This window comes from Rhizobium sp. WSM409, assembly GCF_057653825.1.
Map to the genome: position 1 here is coordinate 3,936,743 of NZ_CM172794.1, position 25,793 is coordinate 3,962,535.

At 61.5% G+C, this 25,793-nt stretch carries 27 protein-coding genes and 1 tRNA gene; 15 read left to right on the top strand and 13 right to left on the bottom strand.

Annotated features, from left to right (window positions below):
* Positions 1-88 precede the first annotated feature (88 nt).
* The 3 genes from mutT to argJ are packed head-to-tail and all read right to left on the bottom strand — an operon-like array spanning position 89 to position 2,527.
* Entirely contained in the window at positions 89-502 is a 414-nt protein-coding gene (mutT, locus tag AC25BC_RS19390; RefSeq protein ID WP_012759141.1) for an 8-oxo-dGTP diphosphatase MutT, read from the bottom strand.
* Positions 499-1,305: a GNAT family N-acetyltransferase gene (locus tag AC25BC_RS19395; protein ID WP_012759142.1), complete on the bottom strand. Its 807-nt coding sequence runs from the start codon at positions 1,303-1,305 to the stop codon at positions 499-501. The genes mutT and AC25BC_RS19395 overlap by 4 nt, the downstream gene beginning before the upstream one ends.
* On the bottom strand, positions 1,286-2,527 hold the full coding sequence (gene argJ, locus AC25BC_RS19400) for a bifunctional glutamate N-acetyltransferase/amino-acid acetyltransferase ArgJ (RefSeq protein ID WP_012759143.1): 1,242 nt from the start codon (positions 2,525-2,527) through the stop codon (positions 1,286-1,288). Before argJ ends, AC25BC_RS19395 begins: the two co-directional genes overlap by 20 nt.
* Here argJ and AC25BC_RS19405 point away from each other — a divergent pair.
* Positions 2,457-2,690, top strand: a complete 234-nt coding sequence (locus tag AC25BC_RS19405; protein WP_171815669.1) for a hypothetical protein — start codon at positions 2,457-2,459, stop codon at positions 2,688-2,690. The two genes, argJ and AC25BC_RS19405, sit on opposite strands and share 71 nt — an antisense overlap.
* Before the next feature lie 69 nt (positions 2,691-2,759).
* Here AC25BC_RS19405 and AC25BC_RS19410 read toward each other — a convergent pair whose 3' ends face one another.
* Positions 2,760-3,641 carry a peptidylprolyl isomerase gene (locus AC25BC_RS19410; RefSeq protein ID WP_012759144.1) on the bottom strand — a complete coding sequence of 294 codons (882 nt, stop codon included), beginning with the start codon at positions 3,639-3,641 and terminating at the stop codon, positions 2,760-2,762.
* A gap of 246 nt (positions 3,642-3,887) precedes the next feature.
* Here AC25BC_RS19410 and secA point away from each other — a divergent pair, with 246 nt between their 5' ends.
* The 3 genes from secA (at position 3,888) to AC25BC_RS19425 (ending at position 9,479) form a co-directional block, all read left to right on the top strand.
* Complete coding sequence (secA, locus tag AC25BC_RS19415) at positions 3,888-6,605, top strand: preprotein translocase subunit SecA (RefSeq protein WP_012759145.1); 2,718 nt, start codon at positions 3,888-3,890, stop codon at positions 6,603-6,605.
* 180 nt (positions 6,606-6,785) lie between these two features.
* A complete protein-coding gene (locus AC25BC_RS19420; protein WP_012759146.1) occupies positions 6,786-8,201 on the top strand; it encodes a lipopolysaccharide biosynthesis protein in 1,416 nt (471 codons plus the stop codon).
* Positions 8,202-9,479 (top strand): GNAT family N-acetyltransferase, encoded by a 1,278-nt coding sequence (locus tag AC25BC_RS19425; RefSeq protein WP_012759147.1) that lies wholly within the window; start codon positions 8,202-8,204, stop codon positions 9,477-9,479.
* Between the two features lie 26 nt (positions 9,480-9,505).
* Here AC25BC_RS19425 and AC25BC_RS19430 read toward each other — a convergent pair whose 3' ends face one another.
* Positions 9,506-11,137: an AMP-binding protein gene (locus AC25BC_RS19430; protein ID WP_012759148.1), complete on the bottom strand. Its 1,632-nt coding sequence runs from the start codon at positions 11,135-11,137 to the stop codon at positions 9,506-9,508.
* A 223-nt stretch (positions 11,138-11,360) separates the two neighbouring features.
* Here AC25BC_RS19430 and AC25BC_RS19435 point away from each other — a divergent pair, with 223 nt between their 5' ends.
* Positions 11,361-12,341, top strand: coding sequence for an aldo/keto reductase (locus AC25BC_RS19435; protein WP_012759149.1), 981 nt, complete (start codon positions 11,361-11,363; stop codon positions 12,339-12,341).
* 90 nt (positions 12,342-12,431) lie between these two features.
* Here the strand turns inward: AC25BC_RS19435 and AC25BC_RS19440 are convergent, their stop codons facing one another.
* Positions 12,432-13,010 carry a TetR/AcrR family transcriptional regulator gene (locus tag AC25BC_RS19440; protein WP_012759150.1) on the bottom strand — a complete coding sequence of 193 codons (579 nt, stop codon included), beginning with the start codon at positions 13,008-13,010 and terminating at the stop codon, positions 12,432-12,434.
* Positions 13,011-13,139: 129 nt separating this feature from the next.
* Between AC25BC_RS19440 and AC25BC_RS19445 the strand changes: the two genes are divergently transcribed.
* Both AC25BC_RS19445 and AC25BC_RS19450 read left to right on the top strand, forming a co-directional pair.
* The gene (locus AC25BC_RS19445; RefSeq protein ID WP_012759151.1) at positions 13,140-14,435 is read left to right on the top strand and encodes an MFS transporter; all 1,296 of its coding nucleotides are present in this window, start codon (positions 13,140-13,142) and stop codon (positions 14,433-14,435) included.
* 125 nt (positions 14,436-14,560) lie between these two features.
* Positions 14,561-14,645, top strand: a tRNA-Leu gene (locus AC25BC_RS19450).
* 104 nt (positions 14,646-14,749) lie between these two features.
* Here AC25BC_RS19450 and AC25BC_RS19455 read toward each other — a convergent pair.
* Entirely contained in the window at positions 14,750-15,208 is a 459-nt protein-coding gene (locus AC25BC_RS19455) for a DUF3237 domain-containing protein (protein WP_012759152.1), read from the bottom strand.
* A 114-nt stretch (positions 15,209-15,322) separates the two neighbouring features.
* On the opposite strand from AC25BC_RS19455, the gene AC25BC_RS19460 reads away from it, so the two are divergent.
* A complete protein-coding gene (locus AC25BC_RS19460; RefSeq protein ID WP_012759153.1) occupies positions 15,323-16,180 on the top strand; it encodes a LysR family transcriptional regulator in 858 nt (285 codons plus the stop codon).
* A 233-nt stretch (positions 16,181-16,413) separates the two neighbouring features.
* Here the strand turns inward: AC25BC_RS19460 and AC25BC_RS19465 are convergent, their stop codons facing one another.
* Together AC25BC_RS19465 and AC25BC_RS19470 are read right to left on the bottom strand one after the other, a co-directional pair.
* Positions 16,414-16,701, bottom strand: coding sequence for a hypothetical protein (locus AC25BC_RS19465; RefSeq protein ID WP_012759154.1), 288 nt, complete (start codon positions 16,699-16,701; stop codon positions 16,414-16,416).
* A gap of 169 nt (positions 16,702-16,870) precedes the next feature.
* Positions 16,871-17,155: a hypothetical protein gene (locus AC25BC_RS19470; protein WP_012759155.1), complete on the bottom strand. Its 285-nt coding sequence runs from the start codon at positions 17,153-17,155 to the stop codon at positions 16,871-16,873.
* 212 nt (positions 17,156-17,367) lie between these two features.
* Between AC25BC_RS19470 and AC25BC_RS19475 the strand changes: the two genes are divergently transcribed.
* Positions 17,368-19,116, top strand: coding sequence for a cation:proton antiporter domain-containing protein (locus tag AC25BC_RS19475; protein ID WP_012759156.1), 1,749 nt, complete (start codon positions 17,368-17,370; stop codon positions 19,114-19,116).
* 47 nt (positions 19,117-19,163) lie between these two features.
* On the opposite strand, the gene AC25BC_RS19480 is transcribed toward AC25BC_RS19475, so the two are convergent.
* Positions 19,164-19,454, bottom strand: coding sequence for a hypothetical protein (locus AC25BC_RS19480; protein WP_041935581.1), 291 nt, complete (start codon positions 19,452-19,454; stop codon positions 19,164-19,166).
* 197 nt (positions 19,455-19,651) lie between these two features.
* On the opposite strand from AC25BC_RS19480, the gene AC25BC_RS19485 reads away from it, so the two are divergent.
* On the top strand, positions 19,652-20,242 hold the full coding sequence (locus AC25BC_RS19485) for a YqaA family protein (RefSeq protein WP_012759158.1): 591 nt from the start codon (positions 19,652-19,654) through the stop codon (positions 20,240-20,242).
* 78 nt (positions 20,243-20,320) lie between these two features.
* Positions 20,321-20,836: a disulfide bond formation protein B gene (locus tag AC25BC_RS19490; protein ID WP_012759159.1), complete on the top strand. Its 516-nt coding sequence runs from the start codon at positions 20,321-20,323 to the stop codon at positions 20,834-20,836.
* A gap of 75 nt (positions 20,837-20,911) precedes the next feature.
* Here AC25BC_RS19490 and AC25BC_RS19495 read toward each other — a convergent pair whose 3' ends face one another.
* Both AC25BC_RS19495 and AC25BC_RS19500 read right to left on the bottom strand, forming a co-directional pair.
* Complete coding sequence (locus AC25BC_RS19495; RefSeq protein ID WP_012759160.1) at positions 20,912-21,469, bottom strand: HNH endonuclease; 558 nt, start codon at positions 21,467-21,469, stop codon at positions 20,912-20,914.
* Between the two features lie 111 nt (positions 21,470-21,580).
* Positions 21,581-22,273, bottom strand: coding sequence for a DNA-3-methyladenine glycosylase family protein (locus tag AC25BC_RS19500; protein ID WP_041935582.1), 693 nt, complete (start codon positions 22,271-22,273; stop codon positions 21,581-21,583).
* On the opposite strand from AC25BC_RS19500, the gene gluQRS reads away from it, so the two are divergent.
* Positions 22,272-23,153 (top strand): tRNA glutamyl-Q(34) synthetase GluQRS, encoded by an 882-nt coding sequence (gene gluQRS, locus AC25BC_RS19505; RefSeq protein WP_012759162.1) that lies wholly within the window; start codon positions 22,272-22,274, stop codon positions 23,151-23,153. The genes AC25BC_RS19500 and gluQRS overlap by 2 nt on opposite strands.
* Here the strand turns inward: gluQRS and AC25BC_RS19510 are convergent.
* Positions 23,118-24,041, bottom strand: a complete 924-nt coding sequence (locus AC25BC_RS19510; protein WP_012759163.1) for a YihY/virulence factor BrkB family protein — start codon at positions 24,039-24,041, stop codon at positions 23,118-23,120. The genes gluQRS and AC25BC_RS19510 overlap by 36 nt on opposite strands.
* A 76-nt stretch (positions 24,042-24,117) precedes the next feature.
* Here AC25BC_RS19510 and AC25BC_RS19515 point away from each other — a divergent pair, with 76 nt between their 5' ends.
* The 3 genes from AC25BC_RS19515 to AC25BC_RS19525 are packed head-to-tail and all read left to right on the top strand — an operon-like array spanning position 24,118 to position 25,773.
* Complete coding sequence (locus AC25BC_RS19515; protein WP_012759164.1) at positions 24,118-24,951, top strand: SDR family oxidoreductase; 834 nt, start codon at positions 24,118-24,120, stop codon at positions 24,949-24,951.
* Between the two features lie 18 nt (positions 24,952-24,969).
* Positions 24,970-25,173, top strand: a complete 204-nt coding sequence (locus AC25BC_RS19520; protein WP_012759165.1) for a twin transmembrane helix small protein — start codon at positions 24,970-24,972, stop codon at positions 25,171-25,173.
* A gap of 21 nt (positions 25,174-25,194) precedes the next feature.
* On the top strand, positions 25,195-25,773 hold the full coding sequence (locus AC25BC_RS19525; RefSeq protein ID WP_012759166.1) for a cob(I)yrinic acid a,c-diamide adenosyltransferase: 579 nt from the start codon (positions 25,195-25,197) through the stop codon (positions 25,771-25,773).
* The last annotated feature ends 20 nt before the right edge of the window (positions 25,774-25,793 follow it).

Below are 25,793 nucleotides of genomic sequence, written 5' to 3' on the forward strand. Positions count from 1 at the left end.
ATTGAGGCCGATCTTTGGCAGAAGGTGTTAAACGATCCATTAATATCCACAGCCGAAAATGGCGTGGCACAATAATAATCAGACAATGCTAAAGTAAATCCTGCAACATCGGGATGAGCGGCTCGTCGGCCGGCGGCATCGGATAATCGCGCAACGCCTGCGGGCGCACCCATTTCAGCGCCTGACCCTCGCGGCCCTGGGGAATGCCCTCATAGCGCCGGCAGATATAAAGCGGCATCAAAAGGTGGAAGGTCTCGTAGGAGTGGCTGGCGAAGGTCAGCGGCGCCAGGCAGGCGATCTTGGTGTTGATGCCGAGTTCTTCCTCGAGCTCGCGCACCAGCGTTTCCTCCGGCGTCTCACCCGGCTCGACCTTGCCGCCGGGAAACTCCCAGAGCCCGGCGAGCGACTTTCCCTCGGGGCGCTGTGCCAACAGGATACGCCCGTCGGCATCGATCAGCGCACAGGCGGCGACCAGCAATATCTTCCGGCCCGCCTCGCTCATCGCGGCTCCTTTTGCCAATAGCAATAATGATAGGCGTCGCGAAAACCGAGGCGCTCATAAAGTGCGATGGCCGGGCGGTTGGACAGCTTCACCTGCAGCCAGGCCGAACGGGCGCTGCGCATGCGCGCCCAGCGTAGCGCCGAGGTCAGGATTTCGATGCCGAGCCCCTCGCGCCGCCGCGCCTCGGAGACCGAAAGCGACATGATGCCGGCGAGGTCGTTGTCCTGGACGCAGAGCACGGTCGCAAGCGGGCCGTCCGCCGCGTTCTCGATCATGAACAGGCCGGATGGCGGCTTGATCGCCGAAATGATCTCGGCAAGCGCCGGCTTCAGCCTCGGTGGCGCCTGGTCGACGGCGAGGTTGGCGTCGACGAAACGGCCGACATCATGGGTCGGCAGGTGATCGAGCGTATCCGGCAGCTCTGCCTCGGCAAGGTCGCAGGTCATCACCACCGTATCGTCGAAGCGCGTCCAGTTCTGCGCGCGCAGAAGTTCGATTAGCACCGGCGAGGCAAGCGGCGTCTGGCGGACCACGGCGGCGCGGCCATAGGCTTCAAACTTCCGGCTCGCCTTTTCCAGGCGGATTTCGACGTCGCGATGATCCGAAGGATCGAGCGGCACGATCGAGTTCAGCCGGTTGGACGGGTGACCGGCCGTCAGCCGTACCTGCCAGCTGCCATCATATTGCACGGATGCCGCCGGCCAGGCGCGGAAGCCGACGGCCTCCAGCCTGCGCACCAGCGGCAGATTGTGTGAGGAAATGGATGCCTGCGCCAATGAACGATCAGCTCCGATAGTCGCCATTGATGGCAACATATTCCTTGGTGAGGTCGCAGGTCCAGACCGTTGCCGTGCCGGCGCCGAGCCCGATATCGACTTTGACGGGGATATCCTGCGCCTTCATGACGTCCGAGGCGGCCGCCTCGGAATAATCGGGATCACGCTCGCCGTTGACGGCGACCCGGATATCGCCGAACCAGATGGCGAGCCGGTCGCGATCGGCCATCTCGCCGGATTTACCGACGGCCATGACGATACGGCCCCAATTGGCGTCTTCGCCGGCGGCCGCGGTCTTGACCAGTGGCGAATTGGCAATCGACAGCGCGATGCGCTTGGCGGCGGCATCGCTCTCGGCACCCGTCACGGTGATTTCGAGCATCTTGGTGGCGCCCTCGCCATCGCGCACCACCTGTAGCGACAGATCCTTCAGCACTTCGTTGAGTGCGGCCCGGAAGGCGGCAAGGCGCGGGTCGTCGGCGCGTTCGATGCGGGCCTGACCGTCCTCGGCCGCAGCACCCGTCGCAAACAGCATCAGTGTGTCCGAGGTGGAGGTGTCGCTATCGACGGTCATGGAATTGAACGTCGGGCCGACGCCGTCAGACAGAAGCGCCTGCAACGCGGCAGGCGCGATGTCGGCATCGGTGACGACGAAGGAGAGCATCGTCGCCATATCGGGCGCGATCATGCCGGCGCCCTTGGCGATACCGTTGATCGTCACGGCCACGCCGCCGATCTCGGCGCTGCGGGTCGAAACCTTCGGATAGGTGTCGGTCGTCATGATCGCCTTGGCGGCCTCGAACCAGAAATCGCCGGTCGCTTCGCCCTGCATCCCATCCAGAACGCCTGCGAATTTGGTGGCATCGAGCGGCTCGCCGATGACCCCGGTCGAGGCCAGATAGACCTCGTTTTCGGCGCAGCCGACGGCACCGGCAGCCGACTTCGCCGTCAGCGCGGTCGCCTGGCGGCCCTTCAGGCCGGTGAAGGCATTGGCATTGCCTGAGTTGACGACGACGGCGCGGGCGCTGCCATGGGAGAGATTGGCCCGGCAGAAATCCACCGGCGCCGACGGGCACTTCGAGCGGGTAAAAACGCCCGCAACAGCCGCCGGCCTGTCGAAGACCATCAGCAGCACGTCGGTCCGGTTCTTGTACTTGATGCCTGCGGAAGCCGTCGCCATGCGCACACCGCGCAACGGTGGCATCGAGACGAAGGATTTCGGAGCGAGCGGAGAGACGGAACCGGACATGATGAGACCTGCCAATGAGCATTTCCAGGCGAAATGGAAACCGGTTCGCCGTCCGGAAATGCGACAACAAACGATGCCAGAGCATGATGCCGAAAAGTGTCAGCGGTTTTCGAACGACATCATGCTCAAATTCTTTGATTTAGATCTGGATGTCAGACTTTAGACCGATCAGGCCCCAAGATCATCCGGGATCTAATGAAGGGCCCGGAAGAACCGGGCCCTGATGCGAATTTTACTGCTTCGGCGCCGGGGCGACGGGCTCGCTGCCCGGCTCCGGCTGCTTGTTGGCCTGGTCGTAACCCTTGCGTAGCGTCTCGTCCGTGATCTCGATCTTGGCGGAGGCCTTTGCCTTGTTCAGAAGCTCAAGATACTTGTCGCGCATGACGAGCTGACGAACCTGATCCTGCACCTGCTCGAAAGGCGGCGGCGGAGCGTCGCGCTTATCCTCGACCTTGATGACGTGGAAGCCGAAATCGGTCTTAACCGGTGTCTTGGAATAGGTGCCCTTCTCAAGCGCGAAGGCTGCGTCTTCGAATTCCTTGACCATGCGGCCGCGCGAGAAATAGCCGAGATCGCCGCCTTCCGACTTGTTCGGATCGGTGGACTTTTCCTTGGCGAGTTCGGCAAAATCCTTGCCGGCGTCGAGCTGCTTGATGATGTCCTTGGCTTCGTCCTCGGTCTTGACGAGGATATGACGGGCGTGGACTTCTTCCTGCTTCGGCAGGGCGGCGACTTCCTTGTCGTAACGGGCCTTGACTTCGTCAGGCGTCACGATGTCGACGACATGCTTTTTGAAGTAGGCATTGTGCAACTCGCGGTCGGTGAGGTATTGCATGCGCTTCTTGAATTCGTCGGTTTGATCGAGCTTCTCGGCCGCAGCGTCGGCGGCGAGCAGTTTCACGTCGATGGCGGCGGAAAGGGCTGCGACCTTCTTCTGGTCATCGGGAAGCTGCGCCAGCTGGGGGTCGAGATTGGCGACGGCGAGGTCGAGTTCCGACTGGTGGATTTCCAGGGTGCCGACCTTGGCGATGACGGCGTCATCGGCATAGGCCGGGGCCTGGAGCGCAACAAAAGTTGCAAACGCCAGAACGGCAAGTTTGTTGGTGCTCAACATGAAATACCCTTCACAGTTACATTGCCGGTTTCAGCATCCCCTGAATCCAGCCCAAAATAGCCATCAACACCGGATTGTGGCCTTTCTGTATCCGCCAAATCCGTTGACATCATTCGACCCCCCTCTTATCTGTCACGCAACCTCGCGTCCAGAACAGTTTCCGGGCGTTTTAAGGCGCGCGCCTGATTTTCGGCTGGGCCGCGGACAAGAAACGCCGGGGATGAATATTGAGAAAGGGCCAGTCATATGGTCAGCTTTGGCGGTATAGCCCGCAAGTTATTTGGGTCTTCCAACGACCGCCGCGTGCGGTCCTACCAGCCGAACGTCACTGCCATCAACTCTATCGAAGAGAAGACGAAGGCCCTGACGGACGAGCAGCTCGCGGCAAAGACCGTGGAGTTTCGCGCCCTGCTCGCCGAGGGCAAGACGCTCGACGACATTCTGATCCCGGCCTTTGCCGTCGTGCGCGAAGCCTCGCGCCGCGTTCTCGGCCTGCGACCTTTTGACGTACAGCTGGTCGGCGGCATGATCCTGCATTCAAATGCGATCGCAGAGATGAAGACCGGCGAAGGCAAGACCCTCGTCGCCACCCTGCCGGTCTATCTGAACGCGCTTTCCGGCAAGGGCGTGCACGTCGTCACCGTCAACGATTACCTCGCCCAGCGCGATGCCGCGACCATGGGCCGTGTCTACGGCTTCCTCGGCATGACTACCGGCGTCATCGTCCACGGCCTTTCCGACGAGGAACGCCACGCGGCCTATGCCTGCGACATCACTTACGCCACCAACAACGAACTCGGCTTCGATTATCTGCGCGATAACATGAAGTACGAGAAGAACCAGATGGTCCAGCGCGGCCACAACTTCGCAATCGTCGACGAAGTGGACTCGATCCTCGTCGACGAGGCGCGCACGCCGCTGATCATCTCCGGTCCGCTCGACGACCGCTCCGAACTCTATAATACGATCGACGCCTACATTCCGCTGCTGGTGCCGAGCGATTACGAGATCGACGAGAAGCAGCGCTCGGCCAACTTCTCCGAAGAGGGCACCGAAAAGCTGGAAAACCTGCTCCGCCAGGCCGGCCTCTTGAAAGGCAACGCGCTCTACGACATCGAGAACGTTGCGATCGTCCACCACGTCAACAACGCGCTGAAGGCCCACAAGCTGTTCCAGCGCGACAAGGACTATATCGTCCGCAACGACGAAGTCGTCATCATCGACGAGTTCACCGGCCGCATGATGCCGGGCCGCCGCTATTCGGAAGGCCAGCACCAGGCGCTCGAAGCCAAGGAAAAGGTGCAGATCCAGCCGGAAAACCAGACGCTGGCCTCGATCACCTTCCAGAACTACTTCCGCATGTACGACAAGCTCGCCGGCATGACCGGCACGGCGCAGACGGAAGCGGAAGAATTCGCCAATATCTACAATCTCGATGTCATCGAGGTCCCGACCAACCTGCCGATCAAGCGCCTCGACGAGGACGACGAGGTCTACCGGACCTTCGACGAGAAGTTCAAGGCGATCATCGAGGAGATCCTCGACGCCCACAAGCGCGGCCAGCCGGTGCTGGTCGGCACCACCTCGATCGAGAAATCGGAACTGCTCGCCGAGCGCCTGCGCAAGCAGGGCTTCGACGACTTCAAGGTGCTGAACGCCCGCTACCACGAGCAGGAAGCCTATATCGTCGCTCAGGCCGGCGTGCCCGGTGCCATCACCATCGCCACCAACATGGCCGGCCGCGGCACCGACATCCAGCTCGGCGGCAACCTCGACATGCGCATCGAGCGCGAGCTCGGCGAAGTCGAAGCCGGTCCGGAGCGTGACGCCCGGATCCAGGCGATCATCGAGGAGATCAAGGAACTCAAGCAGAAGGCGCTCGAAGCCGGCGGCCTCTACGTCATCGCGACCGAACGCCATGAAAGCCGCCGCATCGACAACCAGCTGCGCGGCCGCTCCGGCCGTCAGGGCGACCCTGGCCGCTCGAAGTTCTACCTGTCGCTTCAGGACGACCTGATGCGCATCTTCGGCTCCGATCGCATGGACAGCATGCTGACCAAGCTCGGCCTCAAGGAGGGCGAGGCGATCGTCCATCCCTGGATCAACAAGGCCCTGGAGCGCGCCCAGAAGAAGGTCGAAGCCCGCAACTTCGACATCCGCAAGAACCTCCTGAAGTATGACGACGTTCTCAACGATCAGCGCAAAGTGATCTTCGAGCAGCGCCTCGAACTGATGGAATCGACCAATATTTCCGAGACCGTTTCCGATATGCGCCGTGAGGTGATCGAGGACATGGTCGAAAAGCATATCCCCGAACGTGCCTATGCCGAACAATGGGATGCCGCCGGCCTGAAGACCGGCGCGTTGAACATTCTCAATCTCGACCTGCCGATCGAGGACTGGGTGAAGGAAGAAGGTATCGGCGAAGACGATATCCGCGAGCGCCTGACGGAAGCCACCAATGCCGCCTTCACGGAAAAGGCCGAGCGTTTCGGTGACGACATCATGCATTATGTCGAACGCTCGATCGTCATGCAGACGCTCGATCATCTCTGGCGCGAGCACATCGTCAACCTCGACCATCTGCGCTCCGTCATCGGCTTCCGTGGCTATGCTCAGCGCGATCCGCTGCAGGAATACAAGTCGGAGGCCTTCGAGCTCTTCACCGCGCTGCTCAACAACCTGCGCGAGGCCGTTACTGCCCAGCTGATGCGCGTCGAACTGGTGCAGCAGGCCCCTGCCGAACCAGAACCACCGCTGATGCAGGCCCATCACCTGGATCCGACGACCGGCGAGGATGATTTCGCCCCGGCGATCTACCAGGCGTCGGAAGTCATCGTTTCTCCTGAAAACCGCAACCCGGATGACCCGGCCACATGGGGCAAGGTCGGCCGCAACGAGACCTGCCCCTGCGGCTCCGGCAAGAAATACAAGCACTGCCACGGCGCCTTCGAGCAGGTCTGAGGCAAGCCCGCAAAGATCCGCGAAAATGCCGCCTCCGGGCGGCATTTTCTTTTCTGCGGCAACGCCGGAAATTCGGAATTCTAGCATCGGACTCAAGCTTGATCCGGAACCGTTTCTTAACCCTGTTCTGGCAAGACTTCAGGGGCGATTTGCCTGACCTCAGAGTTTTGCGTGTTCATCATGGCGGTCATAGAAACAGCGGAGAAGATGCTGCCCGCCGGCCTGCGCCCGATCGGCGGCCGGACGCTGCGTTTGCTTGCGGCCGTGCTCACCGAACGCGGCGAGAGGGCGGCCGCCCAGCGCATGGCGCTGACGGCCTTTTCGATCCGCATCCTCAGCGCCGCACTCGCCTTCGTCTCGCAGATCGTGCTCGCCCGGCTGATGGGTGAATATGAATATGGCATCTTCGTTTTCGTCTGGGTGCTGGTCGTCGTCTTCGGCGATCTCTCATGCCTCGGTTTCCACACCGCAATCGTCCGCTTCCTGCCGCAATACAGGGCAGCGGGCGCTTTCGAAGAAATCCGCGGCCTGACCGGCACGGCGCGCATCTTTGCGCTGCTATCAGGTACGGCGGTGCTCGCTGCCGGCATGCTCGGGCTGCATTTCTTCGGCGATATGATCCAGGTCTATTATCTCGTCCCGATCTTCATCGGTCTGCTCGCCATGCCGATGATCGCGCTCGGCGACATTCTGGAAGGGACGTCGCGGGCAAACCATTGGCCGGTGATGGCACTGAGCCCCGTCTATATCGTCCGCCCGATCCTCATCATCCTCTTCATGCTGATTGCGATTGCCATCGGCGCCGATCACACTGCCGTCACCGCGATGCAGGCAGCGCTCGTTGCGACCTACGTCACCGCCCTCGGCCAATATGCCGCAACGCTCTACCGCCTTCGCCGGCATTATGACGACGGCCCGCGCAAGGTCGATTTCCTCGCCTGGTTCAGCGTCGCCTTTCCGATTTTCCTGATCGAGGGCGTGAGCTTCCTGCTCACCAATTCCGATGTCGTCGTCGTCGGCATCTTCCTCGAGCCGCACGATGTCGCCATCTACTTCGCCGCTGCCAAAACGATGGCGCTGGTGCATTTCATCAATTTCTCGGTCAAGGCGGCCTCCGGCCCGCGCTTTTCCTCGATCATCGCCGAAGGCAACCACGGAGAGCTGGCAGCCGCTGCCATCGACGCCGCGCGCTGGACCTTCTGGCCAGCGCTCGGGGTCGGCCTTGTCGTGCTTGCGGCCGGCCATCTGCTGCTGTCGCTCTTCGGCGGCGCTTTTACATCAGGCTATCTGGTCATGGCGATCCTGCTCGCCGGCATCCTCGCCAAATCGCTGGTCGGCCCGGCCGAAACGCTGCTGATGATGGCAGGCAAACAGAACCTCTGCGTCGCGCTCTATGCCGGCGCACTGACGGCCAATGTCGGCCTCAACCTCGCTTTGATCCCGCATTACGGCATCGAAGGCACGGCGATCGCCACGGCCTCCGCCATGGCAGTCGAGGCGATCCTGTTGCATCTCGCCGTGCGCCGCACGCTTGGCATCGTCCTTTTCGCTTTCGCCAGCCCCTCCGCCGCAACGCCAGAAATGAGAGTTCGATAGATGGTGCGTATCCCCCCCGTTACCGAAAGCACCGACAGCGCTGCGAACCGCATGGTGCATGATCTCGCAGCACTGCATTTCGAAGCGCCGCAAGCCGAGGCTCGCGCCGAGATCGGCCGGCCGGGGCGCGAGCTCTGCCTCTATCCGGGTAAGCTCGGCTATGAGCTTCAGGATGAGCTCGATTTCCTTTCCAACCGGGCGATGGAACCGAACGTCTTTTTCTCCGGCCGCTTCCTCGCCCCCGCCATGCCGCGGCTCGAAGACCGGCAGGTGAACTTCGCCCTGATCCGCGACCACAGTGCCGGCCGCAGCCGCATGCGCTTCCTTTTGCCGTTTTCGGTCGACAAGCCGGGTTTTGCCGTCGGCCCGTCGATCATCCGCGGCTGGTCGAACAGTTTCGGTCCGCTCGGCACGCCGCTCGTCGATGGCGAGGATGCCGCCGAGACCCTCGACAATCTCTTCGAGGGACTGACCGCCCGTGATCTCAATCTGCCCGGCATACTGGTTCTGCCGGATCTCAGGCTGAACGGTATCTTCGTGCGCATGGTCAAGGCCGTGGCGCTCAGCCGCAATCTTCCCGTCACCGTCACCAATCCCTACCTGCGCCCGATGCTGCAGAGCGAGGAAGAGGCGCCGGCCTATCTCAGCAAAACCATCGCCTCCTCGCATATGCGCGAGATGCGCCGCCAGTGGCGGCTGCTGGAGGAACGGGGAACGACGGTCTATACCGTCGCCCGCCAACCGCGCGAAATCCATATCCGCTTCGAGGAATTCCTGGCGATGGAAGCCGGTGGCTGGAAGGGCAAGCGGCGAAGCGCTCTCGTCACCGATCGTTATCACACGGCCTTCGCCCGCGAGGCGGTATCGAACCTTGCCGCCGTCGATGCCGTGCGTATTCACACGATCGATCTCAACGGCAAGGCGATTGCCGCCATCGTCGTGCTGATGATGGGCGGCGAGGCCTATACCTGGAAGACTGCCTACGACGAAAACTATGCCCGCTATTCGCCTGGCAAGCTGCTGATGAGCGAACTCACCGAATGGCATCTCGACGACGCCAATATCATCCGCTCCGATTCCTGCGCGGTCTCGGATCATCCGATCATGAGCCGCTTCTGGCAGGAGCGCGAGGAGATGGGAACGCTGGTAATCGGCTTGACGCAGAACAGCGACCGCGACATGCGCCAGGTCACCGCCCAGCTGCACATGTACCGCAGTACCCGCAATATGGCGAAGATGCTGCGCGAAAAGATCATGTCGCTTGCCGGCCGGGGCTAAGCATTCCAGCAAAATGCGTAGCAGTTCTATCCCTCGCCAGCGGCCCTTTCGCGTAGCAGCCGTCGGATGACCTTCCCGGTGGTGGTCAGCGGCAATGCATCGATGAATTCCACTTCGCGCGGATATTCGTGCATCGAAAGCCGCGTCTTCACCCATTCCCTGATGTCGGTGGCCAGCGTCTCGCTTGGCCGATGGCCTGGTGAAAGCACGATATAGGCCTTGACGATCTCGGTGCGCACGGCATCGGGTTTGCCGACGGCGGCGGCAAGCTGCACGGCGGGATGACCGATCAGGCAGTCCTCGATCTCGGCCGGGCCGATGCGATATCCCGACGAGGTGATGACGTCGTCGTCGCGGCCTTCGAAGGTCACATATCCCTCGGCGTCCTGCCGGCCGATATCGCCGGTGAGCAGCCAGCCTTTGACGAATTTTCGTTCCGTCGCTGCCGTATCGTCCCAGTAGCCGAGGAACATGACAGGATCGGGACTGGCGATGGCAATCTGGCCCGGTTCGCCGACGGGCAACTCGTCGCCCGTCTCGCTGACGATCGCGACGCGGTGCCCGGGCACTGCCCGTCCGATGGCGCCCGCTTTGGTGACGCCATAGGCAGCGCTCGACGCAAGCACGAAATTGCACTCCGTCTGGCCGTAGAATTCGTTGACGGTGATGCCGAGCACATGCCGCGCCCATTCATAGGTCTCGCGGCCGAGCGCCTCCCCGGCCGAGCCGATGGTGCGCAGCGCCAGATCATATTTCGAGCGCGGATCGGCAACGGATCTCATCAGCCTTAGCGCCGTCGGCGGAATGAAGGCATTGCGCACCTTCATCTCGGCCATGATGCGATAGGCCATGTCGGCATCGAATTTCTGCGCCGGCGAAGAGACGACAGGAATCCCGAGCAGAAGGCTCGGCAGCAGCGCGTTGAGCAGCCCGCCGGCCCAGGCCCAGTCGGACGGCGTCCAGACCTTATCACCCGGCCGCGGAAACCCCTCATGGGCGAACTGCATGCCCGGAATATGGCCGGGCAGGACGCGGTGGCCGTGCAACGCGCCCTTGGGCGGCCCCGTCGTTCCCGAAGTGAAGATCATCAGCGCCGGATCGTCCGGACCGGTTTTGGCGATGTCGAAGACAGGGGGATAGCCATCCACCAGTTCGGCGAAAGCAGTCGCATCGCCACTCGCCCCGTCGATGCTGACGATATGCTTCAGCGCCGGCAGGCGTCCGCGGATCTGCCGGATGCGTTCGAGACCGAAACCATTGGTGACGACGGCCACAGCACCTGCCGCCTTCAGCCGGTATTCCAGCGCCTCGACGCCGAAAAGCAGCGCCAGTGGCAGCGCGATCGCGCCGGTCTTGTAGATCGCCACATGCGCGATCACCGTTTCGAAGGATTGCGGCAAGAGCAGCGCGACGCGATCGCCGCGTTTGATATCAAGTGAAACGAGCGCATTTGCAAAGGCCGAGGAACGGTCGGCGAGCGCGCGATAGGTCATCGCGCGATGATTGCCGTCGGGGCTGAAATGCTCGAGGCAGACGCGCTCGGGTTCTCTCGCGGCCCAGTCGTCGCTGACGGCGCGGCCGATATTGAAATCCTCCGTGATCTGCCAGGAGAAATTGCAATAGAGATCGTCATAGCGATCGTGGGACGGCAGCTGCATGGTCGGATTCCGGTAAAAATGCTGCATCAGCTAACATCTTGCGGCGGGAATGTGCAAGCTGCAGCCGGAATCGATAGCGAAGAGAGCGGCTTCAGAGGTCTCGATCACGGATCATTGTGCGCATGCAGCATAATTTTTCATGTGCCACCCTGCGACTTTGGCCATCTCGCGCTAAATCATGGAAGGCCGTCTGGGGTTATTAAATTCATCACGGAGTCGTTTCATGGAATACACAAAATTTGGGAAGACCGGCCTCGAAGTGTCGAAGATCTGCTTGGGCTGCATGACCTTCGGCGATCCCGGCCGCGGCAATCATGCCTGGAGCCTGCGGGAAGAAGAAAGCCGGACGATGATCAAGCAGGCGATCGACCTCGGCATCAATTTCCTCGACACCGCCAACACCTATTCCAATGGTTCCTCAGAGGAGATCGTCGGCCGTGCCATAAAAGACTTCGCCAAACGCGAAGACATCGTGCTGGCGACCAAGGTGTTCAACCGCATGCGGCCGGCCCCGAACGGCGCCGGCCTGTCGCGCAAGGCGATCTTCGACGAGATCGACAATAGTCTGCGTCGCCTCGGCACCGACTACGTGGATCTCTACCAGATCCATCGCTTCGACTACACGACGCCGATCGAGGAAACGCTGGAAGCGCTGCACGACGTCGTCAAATCGGGCAAGGCGCGTTATATCGGCGCCTCCTCCATGTATGCCTGGCAATTCGCCAAGGCGCTTTACGTCTCCAGGCTGAACGGCTGGACCGAATTCGTCAGCATGCAGGACCACCTGAACCTGCTCTACCGTGAGGAAGAGCGCGAAATGCTGCCGCTTTGCGAGGATCAGAAAATCGCCGTCATCCCCTGGAGCCCGCTTGCCCGCGGCCGCCTGACCCGCGACTGGGAGGAGACGACGGCACGTAGCGAAACCGACGAATTCGGCAAGACGCTTTACACCCAGTCCATCGATGCCGACCGCAAAATCGTCGGGGCCGTGGCCGAAATCGCCAAGGCCCGCAACGTCTCCCGCGCCCAGGTCGCAACCGCCTGGATCCTGCAGAAGAGTGCGGTGACCGCCCCGATCATTGGCGCGTCCAAACCGAACCACCTCAGAGACGCCGTTGCGTCGCTCTCGGTCAAGCTCACCGCCGAGGAGATCGCGGCGCTGGAAGCACCCTACATCCCGCACGCCATCGCCGGCTTCAAGTAGCCGCTGGCTTTTCGGTCCTCAGGCACCTGCAAGGCAGATCCCTCTCCACTTGGAGAGGGAGATCGAAACCATGGCCATTCGCGACTGAGATTATTTCGGGCTTTCAGGATCGAGCTGCCGGCGCATCGTCACCAGAAACTGCTCGGCAAGCGCTTTGTCCTCGACAGCACGAGCAAGAATGACGGCACCCATCATCGATGAGAGTGTCGTCGTCGCATTGGCGCGGCGCTCCTCTTCCGTTTCGCCGGGAACGATATCGGCAAGCGTGTCGACCAGCACGGACAGCCCATCGCTGAAGACCGCACGGACCGCGCCGCGGCTGCGGCTGACTTCCTGGATCAGCGTTGCGAAGACGCAGCTGCCGCCCGGATCGTCAACTGTGCGCCAGTGGATATAATGGTCGAGAAGGGCTGCCAGCGGCCGGTCCGGCGATTCGGCGATATGCTCCTTCCAGCGCTCTTCCACCCTGTCGATCAGCTTGCGGCTGACCTCAAGCGCCAGGTCGTCCTTCGAACCGAAATGACCGTAAAAGCCGCCATGCGTCAGCCCCGCCGCCTTCATGATGTCGGCGACGCCGACCCCGTCGAAGCCGTTTTCGCGGAAAAGCACGCCGGCAACGCTCAGGATCCTTTCGCGGTTTTCGGCAAATTTTTCGCGGCTGACCCGCATTTGTCATCTCCAGAAATAGTCGCTTGACAAAATATATGACGTCCATCATCAATATGCAAGAAATATGATGAGCATCATGTAAAATGGTCCACTATCTTCTAGAACCTGAATTCAAACGGAATCTTGCCCATGGTTTCCACAGCCCTCGCCTCCACCCTTGCCCGGCGCAACATCCATTACGGCTGGGTCGTCGTTGCCGCGACCTTCCTCACCATGCTGGTCACCGCCGGCGCCATGGGCGCACCCGGCGTTCTCATCAAGCCGCTGCAGGATGAGTTCGGCTGGGAGACCTCGCAGATTTCCTCGGCCCTTGCGATCCGACTGATCCTTTTTGGCTTCATGGGTCCCTTCGCCGCCGCCTTCATGAATTATTTTGGCGTGCGCAAGGTCATCGTCTTCGCCTTAGCGCTGATTGGCGCCGGCTTCGTTGGTTCGCTGTTCATGACGACGCTGTGGCAACTGCTGTTGCTTTGGGGCATCGTCGTCGGTTTCGGTACCGGATTGACGGCCATGGTGCTCGCCGCGACGATTTCCAGCCGCTGGTTCGCCAAGCATCGCGGTCTCGTCGTCGGGATGCTCTCGGCAAGTTCGGCCACCGGCCAGCTCGTCTTTCTACCGTTGATGGCGGAGCTGACGGAACGTTATGGCTGGCGCTCGACGGTGTTTTTCGTCTGCGCCATGATCATGGTCGCAGCCCTTGCCGTGCTTGCTTTCATGCGCGACCGCCCGGCCGACCTCAACCTGCCCGCCTTCGGTGAGACGCAGGTGACGCCGCCACCGGCAAGCACCTCGCTTGGCGCCGCGCTGATGACGCCGATCACCGTCCTCAAGGAAATCTCGAAGACCTCGACCTTCTGGATCCTCTTTGCCACCTTCTTCATCTGCGGTCTCAGCACCAACGGCCTGATCCAGACCCATTTCGTCACCCTCTGCGGCGACTTCGGCATCGTGCCGGTGGCTGCGGCAAGCGTGCTGGCCGTCATGGGCATCTTCGATTTCTTCGGCACCATCGGTTCCGGCTGGCTGTCCGACCGCTTCGACAATCGCTGGCTGCTATTCTGGTATTACGGCCTGCGCGGCCTCTCGCTGCTCTACCTGCCTTTCAGCGATTTCAGCTTTTACGGCCTCTCCATCTTCGCCATCTTCTACGGCCTCGATTGGATTGCCACCGTGCCGCCGACCGTCAAGATCGCCGCCGACCGCTTCGGCCGTGAAAAGACCGGCCTCGTCTTCGGCTGGGTCTTTGCCGGACATCAGCTGGGAGCCGCCACCGCCGCCTATGGCGCCGGCCTCTCCCGCACCGAGCTTTCGAGCTACCTGCCCGCCTTCTTCGTCGCCGGCGCCTTCTGCCTGCTGGCCTCGATCCTGGCGATCACGCTGAAGAAGTCCGGCCTGAGCAACCCGGCATCGGCCGCCGCCCATTGATATCAGACTAGATTCGGCCTCTAAGCGAGGCCGGATCTCTCTACCGGATCAATCCGATAACTTCGCTTGCCCGTCTTGCGCGTCCGGGCGCTCGCATGTTAGACAGCCGCCCGTTCGCATCCGTTGCCCCATTGGCGGAATTGGTAGACGCGCTCGACTCAAAATCGAGTTTCGAAAGAAGTGCTGGTTCGACTCCGGCATGGGGCACCACCAAAATCTTCAAGCTCTTTGTCAGATAGTTCAAGCAACGCAAGCGGACTGCGTCGTCACGCCCCCGCCCGCAATGTGAGAGAGCGGCGAAGACAATATCGTGGTCACAGAACTTCAAAGACTTCGTATTCGACACCGCCCGGACACCTGCCGCCCTTTGCGACCGCGACAATGCTGTTGAGCCACGCATGCGCAGGCGCGGCGGTCTCGAAATACGGTGTCGTGCGCAGATAATATTCCGAAGCGTCGACCGTTTCGCCGCATACCAAACGCTCGTCGACGGCCTGTGACGCACGCCTGACGCCGCGATAGGTCATGAGGACGAGCTCCCCGTCGTCGGCGACGAGGAGGAGCCTGACATCTTGCTGAAATGTGCCGTCGCCACGAGCGAGCAGGAGATCCGAGCCGATCAGCGACGATACTTTTCCTTTCAGGCGCTCCCCTTGGAAATGTCCGCCTGAGACAGGAAAAATGCGCCGGCCGCCGGCAGGTGTCTGCCCAAGCTCCAGCGTCGGATGAAGCGCGATGAAGAGTGTAAACAGGTGCTGAGATTGCAGGGACACAGTAAATCTCCTATTCTTGGCTGTCCACCAAAACTGCACCAGGGCGTTCCGCCTTCAAAACGTGCTTTGCTTGTCGTCACCACAAGATAAATTGATCGTGAAGGGAAGCTGATCATGCGGCCGTCATTGGAGTCTCTGCGCGTATTGGAAGCCTGTGTCTCGGCCGGCAGCTTCGCGCGGGCAGCCGAACGCTTGTTTCTGACACCGGCGGCGGTCAGCCTTCGTATTCGCACCCTGGAGGCTGAGCTCGGTCAGCCGCTATTTATCCGCGCCGGTCGGCGAGTGGTCCCGACGGCCGCGGCCTCAGTTCTCGCAAAGCGGGTCCGGGAGGCGTTAACCGGGATCGGTGAGGCGCTCGCAGAATTTCAGGCGGCGACGCCGCCACTCAGGCTCACGGCGCCGCCGACCTTCGCGTCACGCTGGCTTGCACCGCGTCTGGCGCGCTATCCTACGCCTGGAGCTTCCGTCATCGAGGTCGACGTCTCGGCGGAAATACGTGATCCGGGCGCATTCGACGTCGCCATAAGGACGGGTCGCGGTGGATGGGCCGGGCTGGAAGAATATCGGCTCGCTCCCGTAGAAGTGACGCCGATGCTGTCGCCTTCCCTGCTTGAAACACGGACGCTTGCCGCGCCGGAGGCGCTGGCTGACTTCGAGCTTTTGCCGCACCCTGATTGGGAGCAATGGTTTAAGGAGGCTCAATGCTCGGCCCCGCAGGATTTGCGCTTTTTGGCGGTCGATTACCCCACGCACGAGTTGGATGCCAATGCGGCGCTGGCAGGCGTGGGTGTGGCGCTGTTGTCACCGTCGCTGTTTCGGCCGCTTTTGACCGAGGGCCGGCTGATCGCGCCGTTCCCCTACGTGCTGAGCGGGCCAGCCTGGCATTTTGCGCTCATCCGCGCCAATGACCCGCGCCAAGCGCCGCGGCAGCTCTGCGCATGGCTTCGCGCGCAGGCAGGTGAGGCCGCATAATTCCGATCCAAAGGCACTATGAAGGCTTGCGCGTGATGGGGCGCTGGCGGCTGTGCGCCAGCGAAAGACGACGCTGCATCACCGCCTCGACCGCCGCCCGTACGCGATAGAATTCTTATTGGCCAGGTCGCTTTGGCGGCGATCTCCAGTCCCTCCCGAAAAGTCGGATATGAGGTCCGTCATATCCCGTTCGGCTGGGAGGCTTGTGAAAATACTCAGCGCCTAAGCGAAGCTTATTTGTTCTTCAGCAGCCACATCTTGCCGGCCATCGTGATGCCGTAGACGTCCTTTGTTGCGTCGTCATCCAGGTGCCGCCTCTCCAGAAAGCCCGGCTCCTTCAACTCGCCCAGCGTCTTGGCAGTGACCGACTTTATTTTCTGAGGCCGCTCTTTCCACCGGTCAGTTTTTGCATAAGTCACTGTCGCGTTCTCGTGCGTCCATTTATTGGCTGGCTGAGGATAAAGGTCTCCATCCCTGGCGAGTTTAAGTGCGGCGATCTGGGACGGCGTAAGCTCAATCATACTAAAAGATCCTGTGCGGGCGGTGTTTGCGCTGGGAACGCGCTGTTACCAAAGGCGTGCTCATAACACCGACAGACGACTTTCACCACTGCATTGAGATATTCTTGCCACAAAAGGCGAAAACCCGGCTCGTCGGAACCGGGCTTCGTCCTTATCGCACATTTTTTCGTTAATTGCAGCGCCGGACCGTCTTGGTGACCTCGCCTTCGTCGGTCTGTCGGGTGACGCTCCTGGTTTCGCAGCCACTATCGCGATAGCGGCGATGCTCGCGTTCGCGCACGGCACCGAAAGTGACGCCACGCTCGCTGATGGTGATGCCGGGTCGCACCCGCTCGTGGCGATAGCCGTCATCATAGGAACGCTCCCTGACATACACGCTGTCGGCAAGAACAGGCGCTGCAAACGAGCAGGCGGCAAGGGCCGCTACAGTACAGTTCAAGATCATCTTCCGCATGTCGTTTCTCCTTTCTTGATGAAAGGGCAACGAGGCAAGACGCAAGTGGTTCCAACATCGGTGACGGCCCGACCGTGCCGCGGACGACGTCTGCGCCACACCAGCCAGCACTGAGAACGAAAGCCCGAACAGCAGCTCATTCCCAAATCAACTGTTTAATTTTGCTTGCGCTTCGTCCAAAGTGGCCGCCGCTATCACAAGAGAGGGCGGACGTGCATCAGGAAGTAGGACTTATCGCGACGGTCGCCGTCAGTTTCGTTTTCGCAGCGATCCTGGGCTATGGGGCCGACCGGCTTCGGCTGCCGCCACTCGTCGGTTATTTGATGGCGGGCATCCTGATGGGGCCGTTCACGCCGGGCTTCGTCGCCGATACCGCCCTTGCCGGCCAGCTCGCCGAGATGGGCGTCATCCTTTTGATGTTCGGCGTCGGCCTGCATTTTTCCGCTTCCGACCTGCTCGCCGTGCGCGGCATCGCCGTGCCTGGCGCGATCGGACGGATTATCCTCGCCACCCTGTTAGGCATCGGTCTTTGCAAACTCTGGGGCTGGAGCCTCGGCGCCGGCATTGTCCTCGGCCTCAGCCTGTCGGTGGCGAGCACCGTCGTGCTCTTGAAGGCGCTGGAGGAGCGCAATCTCGTCAACGCGGCCAGCGGACGCGTCGCCGTCGGCTGGCTGATCGTCGAGGATCTGGTGATGGTGCTGGCACTGGTGCTGCTGCCGGCGCTGGCAGAGCTTCTGGGTGGCAACGCCAGCACTACGACCAACCATGGCCTCGGTGACCTGCCGTTGGCGCTGACGATCGGCTTGACACTGCTGAAGGTTGTGGCCTTCGCCGCCATGGCGATCTTCCTCGGGCCTCGCATCGTGCCCTGGCTGCTGACGATGATCGCCCGGACCGGCTCGCGCGAACTCTTTACGCTGACGGTGCTGGCGATCGCACTCGGCATCGCCTTCGGCTCGGCGGCGATCTTCGGCGTCTCTTTTGCACTCGGCGCATTTTTCGCCGGCGTCGTCATGAGCGAATCCCAGCTCAGCCACAGGGCGGCCGCCGACTCGCTGCCGCTGCAGAACGCTTTCTCCGTGCTGTTCTTCGTCTCCGTCGGCATGCTCTTCGATCCCTCGATCCTGGTGCGCCAGCCGCTGGCCGTGATCGGCGCGCTGGCTCTCGTCATCCTCGGCAAGGGCATCATCACCTTCCTCATCGTCATCCTGCTCAGATATCCGATCAGCATGGGACTGACATTGGCCGGCGGCCTCGCCCAGATCGGCGAGTTTTCCTTCATCCTCGCCGGCCTCGGCGTCTCACTCGGGCTTTTGCCGCATGAGGGCCAGGATCTGATCCTGGCTGCCGCGATCCTGTCGATCACGCTCAACCCGATCGTGATCTTCGCAACCGACGGCCTGAAGAAATATATCCATTCGAAATGGCCCTCCCTCTGGGAAAGCTACGGCAGGAGCAGGCAGAAGGCGCTCGGCAAAGAACTGGAAAAGATCAGGGCGCTCGGCGAAGAGCGCGAGCGCCAGCATCAACTGAAGATGCAACAGCTGATCGAGACTTTCCCGCTGTTCTCCGAAGTCGACGAGGACGCCCAGGAGGAACTGCTACTGCTCTTCAAGGCAAAATCCGCGCCGCCCGGCGAACGCGTCATCCGCCGCGGCGACCGCGGCGACAGCATGTATTTCATCTCCTCGGGCGCGGTGGAAGTGCGGCTCGCCAGTGGCGCGATCCGCCTGGAGCCGGGCGCCTTTTTCGGCGAAATGGCCCTGCTGACTGGCGCACGGCGCACGGCCGACGTGATCGCCGTCGATTTCTGCCAGTTCGAGGTGCTCGAACGGCGCGACTTCAACATGTTCATGTCTCACCATCCGCATCTGCGCGCCGCCGTTAGCGAAATGGCCCAGAAGCGGACGGAAATGAATGTCCTGCGTCAGCAATGGGAAAAGTCGATGGACCTGTCCTGACGCAAATACCTCCGCATTTTAGCGGCAATCACGCTAGCGTGATGGCTTCAGCCCGCCGGCCAATAGCCATCTGAGCGGAAATCCTCCGGGATCGGGTCGAGCCGCGACAACGTCTCGGCTGCGAAATCGATCTGCAGCGACAAGTATTTAAGAGGCGCCAGCATTGGCACGCCGGTCGCGAATTCCCGGATGCGAGACAGATGATAACCGCTCTCGCTGATCCGCCGCGCAGCCTCCCGGCGCACGTCCTCTTTGCTTGGCCCGCGCCGCTCTTCGGACCAGTCATCCATTTGCACGGCCCGCCCACGGCCGCCTTCGATCACTTTGAACATTCTCATGCCACCTTGCACGTCGACCCTAAATTAGCTTGCCGCAGAATGGCCGATTCGCAATCTCCCGAAATCTTGGGAGAGGCGCTGACACCCCGCATCACGAAAATTTTTTGACGGCGGTGGCAGGAAGGACACGGGCGAGCATTTACAGCGCCGCGCACGGCCCCTAAAGCTCTTTTGCACTGCAACAGGAAGGAAACGGAATGCTCCGCAGACTTTACGACTGGACCATGTCTCTGGCCGCGCGCAAATCGGCCGAAATCTGGCTCGCCGTCATCGCCTTCGTCGAAAGCTCCATCTTTCTCGTCCCCGCCGACGTGCTATTCCTGCCGATGGCGCTTGCCAGGCCGGAACGCTCCTATCGCTACGCGCTGGTCGCGACCGTCGCCTCTGTATTCGGCGGCATCGCCGGCTGGGCGCTCGGCTTTTACGCCTATGAGACGGTGGCGCGGCCGGTTCTCGAATTCTATGGCAAGCTCGATGCCTTTGAGCAGATGAAGGCCTATGTCACCTACGAGTGGATCCTGCTGCTGCTTGTCACATCAGGTCTTGCGCATCTGCCGCCGATCAAGATCGTGACGATTCTGTCTGGCGTCATTCACGTCAATCTGGGCCTTTTCATTGTTTCGGCGATTATTGCACGCGGCGCGCGTTTCCTCTTCCTCGCCTGGCTGCTGCGCCGCTACGGCGAGCCGATCCGTGACTTCATCGAGAAGCGCCTCGGCCAAATCGTTGGCATCGGTGCCGCTACCGTGATCGTGCTATATGTCGGCTACCGCTCTTTCGCTCACTAGGCGAGGATGGTTTTCGGCCGAACAGGCCTAAAATCTCAATCTGCATCTCATGCTCTACTAAACTCGCGGAGCTCCGCCATGACTATTTCCTCGCCGCTCGCCCGCCCCGGCTTTGTCTATTCCATTTTGCTCGCCATCGGCATGGCGGCGGCGGTCGGCACCGCGCTCGGCTTCCAGTATATCGGCGGTTATATTCCCTGTGCGCTCTGCCTGTTGCAACGGCAGCCCTATTATTACGCCATCCCGATCGCGATCCTGGCCGCGATCTCCGAGCTCGTCGGACTGCCGAATTGGATCACCCGGGCGCTCATTCTCGCGGCCGGCATCCTGATGCTGGTGACGGCAGGCATGGGTGTTTATCACGCCGGTGTGGAATGGCACTTCTGGCCCGGCCCGTCCACCTGCTCGACGACGGCAAGCAGCATGACGACCAATGCCGGCGATCTGCTCGGCGAGCTCAACACCATCAAGGGCCCGTCCTGCACCGACGCGGCACTGCGCGTGCTCGGCCTGTCTTTTGCGGGCTGGAACGTGATTGCCGGAATCCTGCTCGCAGCCTTCGCCTTTGTCGGCGTTCGCAAGGCCGCCTCATAAAATTATGCAGCATTCGAAGTGCCGCAGCGTCCTTGCCGCCTCTGAAAAAGATGCGCGGCGCTGCGGGCCGTTCGATCAGGGCTGCAGTTCGGTATCCCAATAGAGATAGTCGAGCCAGCTTTCATGCAGGTAGTTCGGCGGGAACAGCCGGCCGTTATTGTGCAGATCCTGCACCGTCGGCTGATAGGGCTTCTGCGCCGGGAACATGCTTGCCTGCTTCGGAAGCTTGCTGCCCTTGCGCAGATTGCAAGGCGAGCAGGCTGCCACGACATTCTCCCAGGTGGTCTCGCCGCCATGGGCGCGCGGGATGACGTGGTCGAAGGTCAGGTCGTCATGGGCGCCGCAATACTGGCATTCGAACCGGTCGCGCAGGAAGACGTTGAACCGGGTGAACGCGGGATTGCGGGACGGCTGAACGTAAGTCTTCAGGCACACGACACTCGGAAGCCGCATCGAAAAGCTCGGCGAAGAAACCGAATGTTCATATTCTGCAATGATGTTCACACGGTCGAGAAATACCGCCTTGATCGCGTCCTGCCAGGACCACAACGACAAGGGGTAATAACTCAGCGGCCGGTAGTCAGCGTTCAGAACGAGCGCCGGCAGGGCCTGTGGGGAGACTGCAATCGTCAAGGGACTCTCCTGATCGATTCGGCATCTGCACCTGTATATTAGGCCGGTTGTTACAGGATTGTGAAGTCCAATAAATTCAGAGGATAAAGGCAATTTGAAGAGTGTTGCCGATCAGCCGATCGGCACCATGTCACGGCGCATCCTCGTGGCATAGTAGGCCCAGAAAAGCCGTGCCGCCACCGAGCGCCACGGCGACCAGACTTCCGAAAGCTCAGCAAGCGCCTTCGCCTGCGGCCGTGCGGCAAGACCGAATGCCGCCCCGACGGCATTCTGCAGCGCGACATCGCCGGCCGGGAAAACATCGGCGTGGCCGCCGCAAAACATCAGATAGACCTCTGCCGTCCACGGCCCGACGCCCTTCAGCGCTGTCAGTTCGCCAAGCGCCTCGCCCGGCGGCTTCAGGCAGAGCCCGGAGAGATCGAGACGGCCGGAGGCGACCGCTTCGGCAATCAGCGACAGCGTCTCGGCCTTGGCGCGCGACAGACCGAATTCGCGCCACGCCTCGGCGTGAAGCAGTGCGTAACCTTCGGCCGTCAGCGAACCGTCCGCCGGCAGCATGCGCCGCCAGATCGCCTCGGCGCTGGCGCGCGACACCATCTGCGAGACGATGATATGGGCAAGACCGGCAAAGCCGGGCTCGCGCAACCGCAGCGGAATAGGCCCGGCCTCAGTGACTACAGGCGCAAGGCGCGGATCGAGGCGAAGCAGCGCTTCGAGCCCCTGCCTGACGTCATCTTCGTTGCGGATGATCTGCACTTTGCCTCGCTGTGGTTCAAAAACCGAATCCATGGCAGAAGAAAGCATGACCACGAGTGAGCGTCAAAAACCTGTCTTTCGTTTTGCGCCGAGCCCCAACGGACCGTTGCATCTCGGACATGCCCTCTCGGCCCTCATGAACCGCGACATGGCGGAGGCCGAACAAGCGCGCCTGCTGCTGCGCATCGAGGATATCGACCAGACGCGCTGCACGCCCGAGTTCGAGGCCGGCATCCTCAGGGATCTCGAATGGCTTGATATCGGCTGGGCAAGCCCGGTGCGGCGCCAGTCGGAACATATTCCCGAATATCAGGCGGCGTTGCATGCGCTGATCGAGCGCGGACTGGTCTATCCGGCCTTTCTGACGCGGGGCGAGGTGAAGGCGCGCATCGCTGCCTACGAGGCGGCGGGTGAACCCTGGCCGCACGATCCCGACGGCACCCCGCATTATCCCGCAAGTGATCGCGAGCGTCCGGCAGACGAACGGCGGGACATGCTGACCTCGGGGAAGAAACATGCCTGGCGGCTCGATATGCGCAAAGCGCTCGACCTGATCGGCGAACTGCTGTTCTGGACGGAAACCGGCGACGGCAGGACAGGCGAGATCGCCGCCGAGCCCGACGTCTGGGGCGACGTCATCCTGTCGCGCTCGGATGCGCCGTCGAGCTATCATCTTTCCGTGGTCGTCGACGATGCGCTGCAGGGCGTCACCCATGTCGTGCGTGGGCTCGACCTCTTCCACGCGACATCGGTGCACCGGCTGTTGCAGGTGCTGCTCGGCCTACCGCAGCCGGTCTATCACCATCATCGTCTCATTCTTGGCGCCGATGGCCGCAAGCTTTCGAAAAGCCAAGGCGACAGCGGGCTTGGCGAATTGCGCGCCCAGGGCATGTCAGGGGCGGATATTCGCCGCCTTGTCGGGCTCTGATTGCCTTTCGACACGCTCTCTGCCGACGATCGAAAGCGTGCGGGAGAACATCCGGAAGACGCGGAATTTGATCAGCGCCGCATTGATCTCCGCGCCGATGATGAAGATGACGCCGACCATATAGAGGAAGATCAGCACGATCATGACGGAGGCGAGACCGGCATAGGTTGCCGTATAGTTGGCGAAGGTCGCCAGATAATAGGCAAAGATCAGCGCGCCGGCGAGCCAGAGAAGCAGTGTCAGCAGCACCCCGGGAATGACGTCGAAGACCCGCCGCTTGCCGGCCGGCAGCCAGAGATGCATCACCAGCAGTCCGACGGTCAGAACCACCAGCGTGCCGTAGATGCGCCAGCTGAAGACGATGTCGAGCGTATCGGCAAACAGCGGAAACCATTTCCTCGAATAATCGAGCGCCAGCGGCAGGGCGACCAGCAGAATGCTGATCGCCGTGAAGATGATGACCGCGATCAGCACGTAGCCCAGGCTGGCGAGACGGGTGAAATACCAGGCCCGCGTCTCCTGCACCCGATAGGCGCGATTGAGCGAAATGCGCAGCGCCTCGACACCGTTCGAGGCGAAATATGCGGCCGCCAGCACCGAGATCGTCAGCAGCCCGCCGCGCGGAATGGTCAGCACCTGCAGCACCTGGTCGGCGAGCGGTTTGGCGATCGCCTCGGGCCAGGTGTCGAAGATCAGGTGGATGGCGGTCGAGGAAAATTGATCGGCGCCGAGGAAGCTTGCAAGCGCCGTGCCGAAGATCAGGAAGGGGAAAACCGCAAGCAGGCTCGACAGCGCCACATGGCTTGCCATGGCGAAGCCGTCGTCCTCGACCATGTGACAGATCGCGTCATAGACCACGTCGTAGATCGTGCGCAGTACCTTCGGCATTCCGTCTCCGGCTTTCCAGATTGTATCCTCTGGCCGAATATGGGAAACGAGTCCCATTTTGTACAGGAATCATTCCATGGCGGGAGCGCGCACCATCGTCGTGACCGGATGTTCGTCCGGTATCGGCGCTCATTGCGCACGGGCGCTGAAAGCCGATGGCTGGCGTGTCTTCGCAACGGTGCGCAAGCCGGACGATCTCAAGGGGTTGGAAGCGGAAGGCATCGAAGCCTTCCTGATGGACTATGCCAGGACCGAGACGATTTCCGAGCTGGTCGGCACGGTTCTGGAACGCAGCGGCGGTCGCATCGACGCGCTCTTCAATAACGGCGCCTACGGCCAGCCGGGCGCTGTCGAGGATCTGTCGACGGCAACGCTGCGCGCGCAGTTCGAGGCGAATTTCTTCGGCTGGCATGAACTGACGCGGCAGGTCCTTCCGCCGATGCGCAAACGTGGCCAAGGGCGGATCGTGCAATGTTCGTCGATCCTCGGCGTCGTCCCCTATCGCTTTCGCGGCGCCTACACCGCGTCCAAATTTGCACTCGAAGGCCTCAGCATCACCCTACGCATGGAGCTGCAGGGCAGCGGCATCCATGTGAGCCTGATCGAGCCGGGACCGATCGCCTCGCGGTTCACCGCCAATGCGCTCGCAAAGATCAAGGAACATATCGACCTCGAGAATTCGCCTCACGCGGTCGATTACATCAGCCAATTGGCGAGACTCGACGGATCGGGGCCGGTCAACCGCCATAAACTCGGCCCGGAAGCGGTCTATTCCGTGTTGAAACACGCATTGAACTCGAAAAATCCGAGGCCACATTATCCCGTAACGACTCCGGCTAAACAGGGCATGTTCCTGAAGCGGCTGCTTCCGGCAGACCTCTTCTACCGCCTGATGCGCTGGACAGACTGACTGAGAAAGCTGAACGCCATGTCCACGGTCACCTATATCCTCGCGATCATCGTCATGGGCGTCGTCGCCCTCGTCCTGATCCGCGGCCTCTTCAACATGATGAAGGGCGGCGATCCCAACCGTTCCAACAAGCTGATGCAGCTTCGTGTGCTGTTGCAGGCGATCGCCGTCATCCTGATCATGGTGACGCTGTGGCTGACCGGCGGCGGCCGCCCGACCTGACCGGGATTCAAGGGGGAAACCATGGTCAAGCTCAACAAGATCTACACGAAAACAGGCGATGACGGTACGACCGGGCTGGTATCCGGTCCGCGCCGGCTCAAAGACGATCTGCGCGTCGAGGCCTACGGCACCATCGATGAGGCCAATTCCGCGATCGGCCTGGCGCGGCTGCACACGGCCGACTTGCCTGAACTCGACGCCATGCTGATGTCGATCCAGAACGATCTCTTCGATCTCGGCGCCGATCTCGCCACCCCCGACACCGGTGAGCCACCGGCCTACGAGCCGCTGCGGATCGCCGAGACGCAGGTCGACCGCGTCGAGCATGATATCGACCAGCTGAACGCCGGTTTGGAGTCGCTGAAATCCTTCATCCTGCCAGGTGGCAGTCCGGCCGCGGCACATCTGCATCTTGCCCGCACGATTGCGCGGCGCGCCGAACGTTTGATGGTGGCGCTTGCTCGCACCGACGGCGAAATCGTCGGCGAGCCGGCGATGAAATACGTCAACCGACTCTCCGATTTCCTCTTCGTCGCCGCGCGTCATGCAAATGACCAGGGCCATGCGGATGTACTTTGGGTTCCGGGAAAAAACAGATAGGCTTGCCGCGTTCACGATCG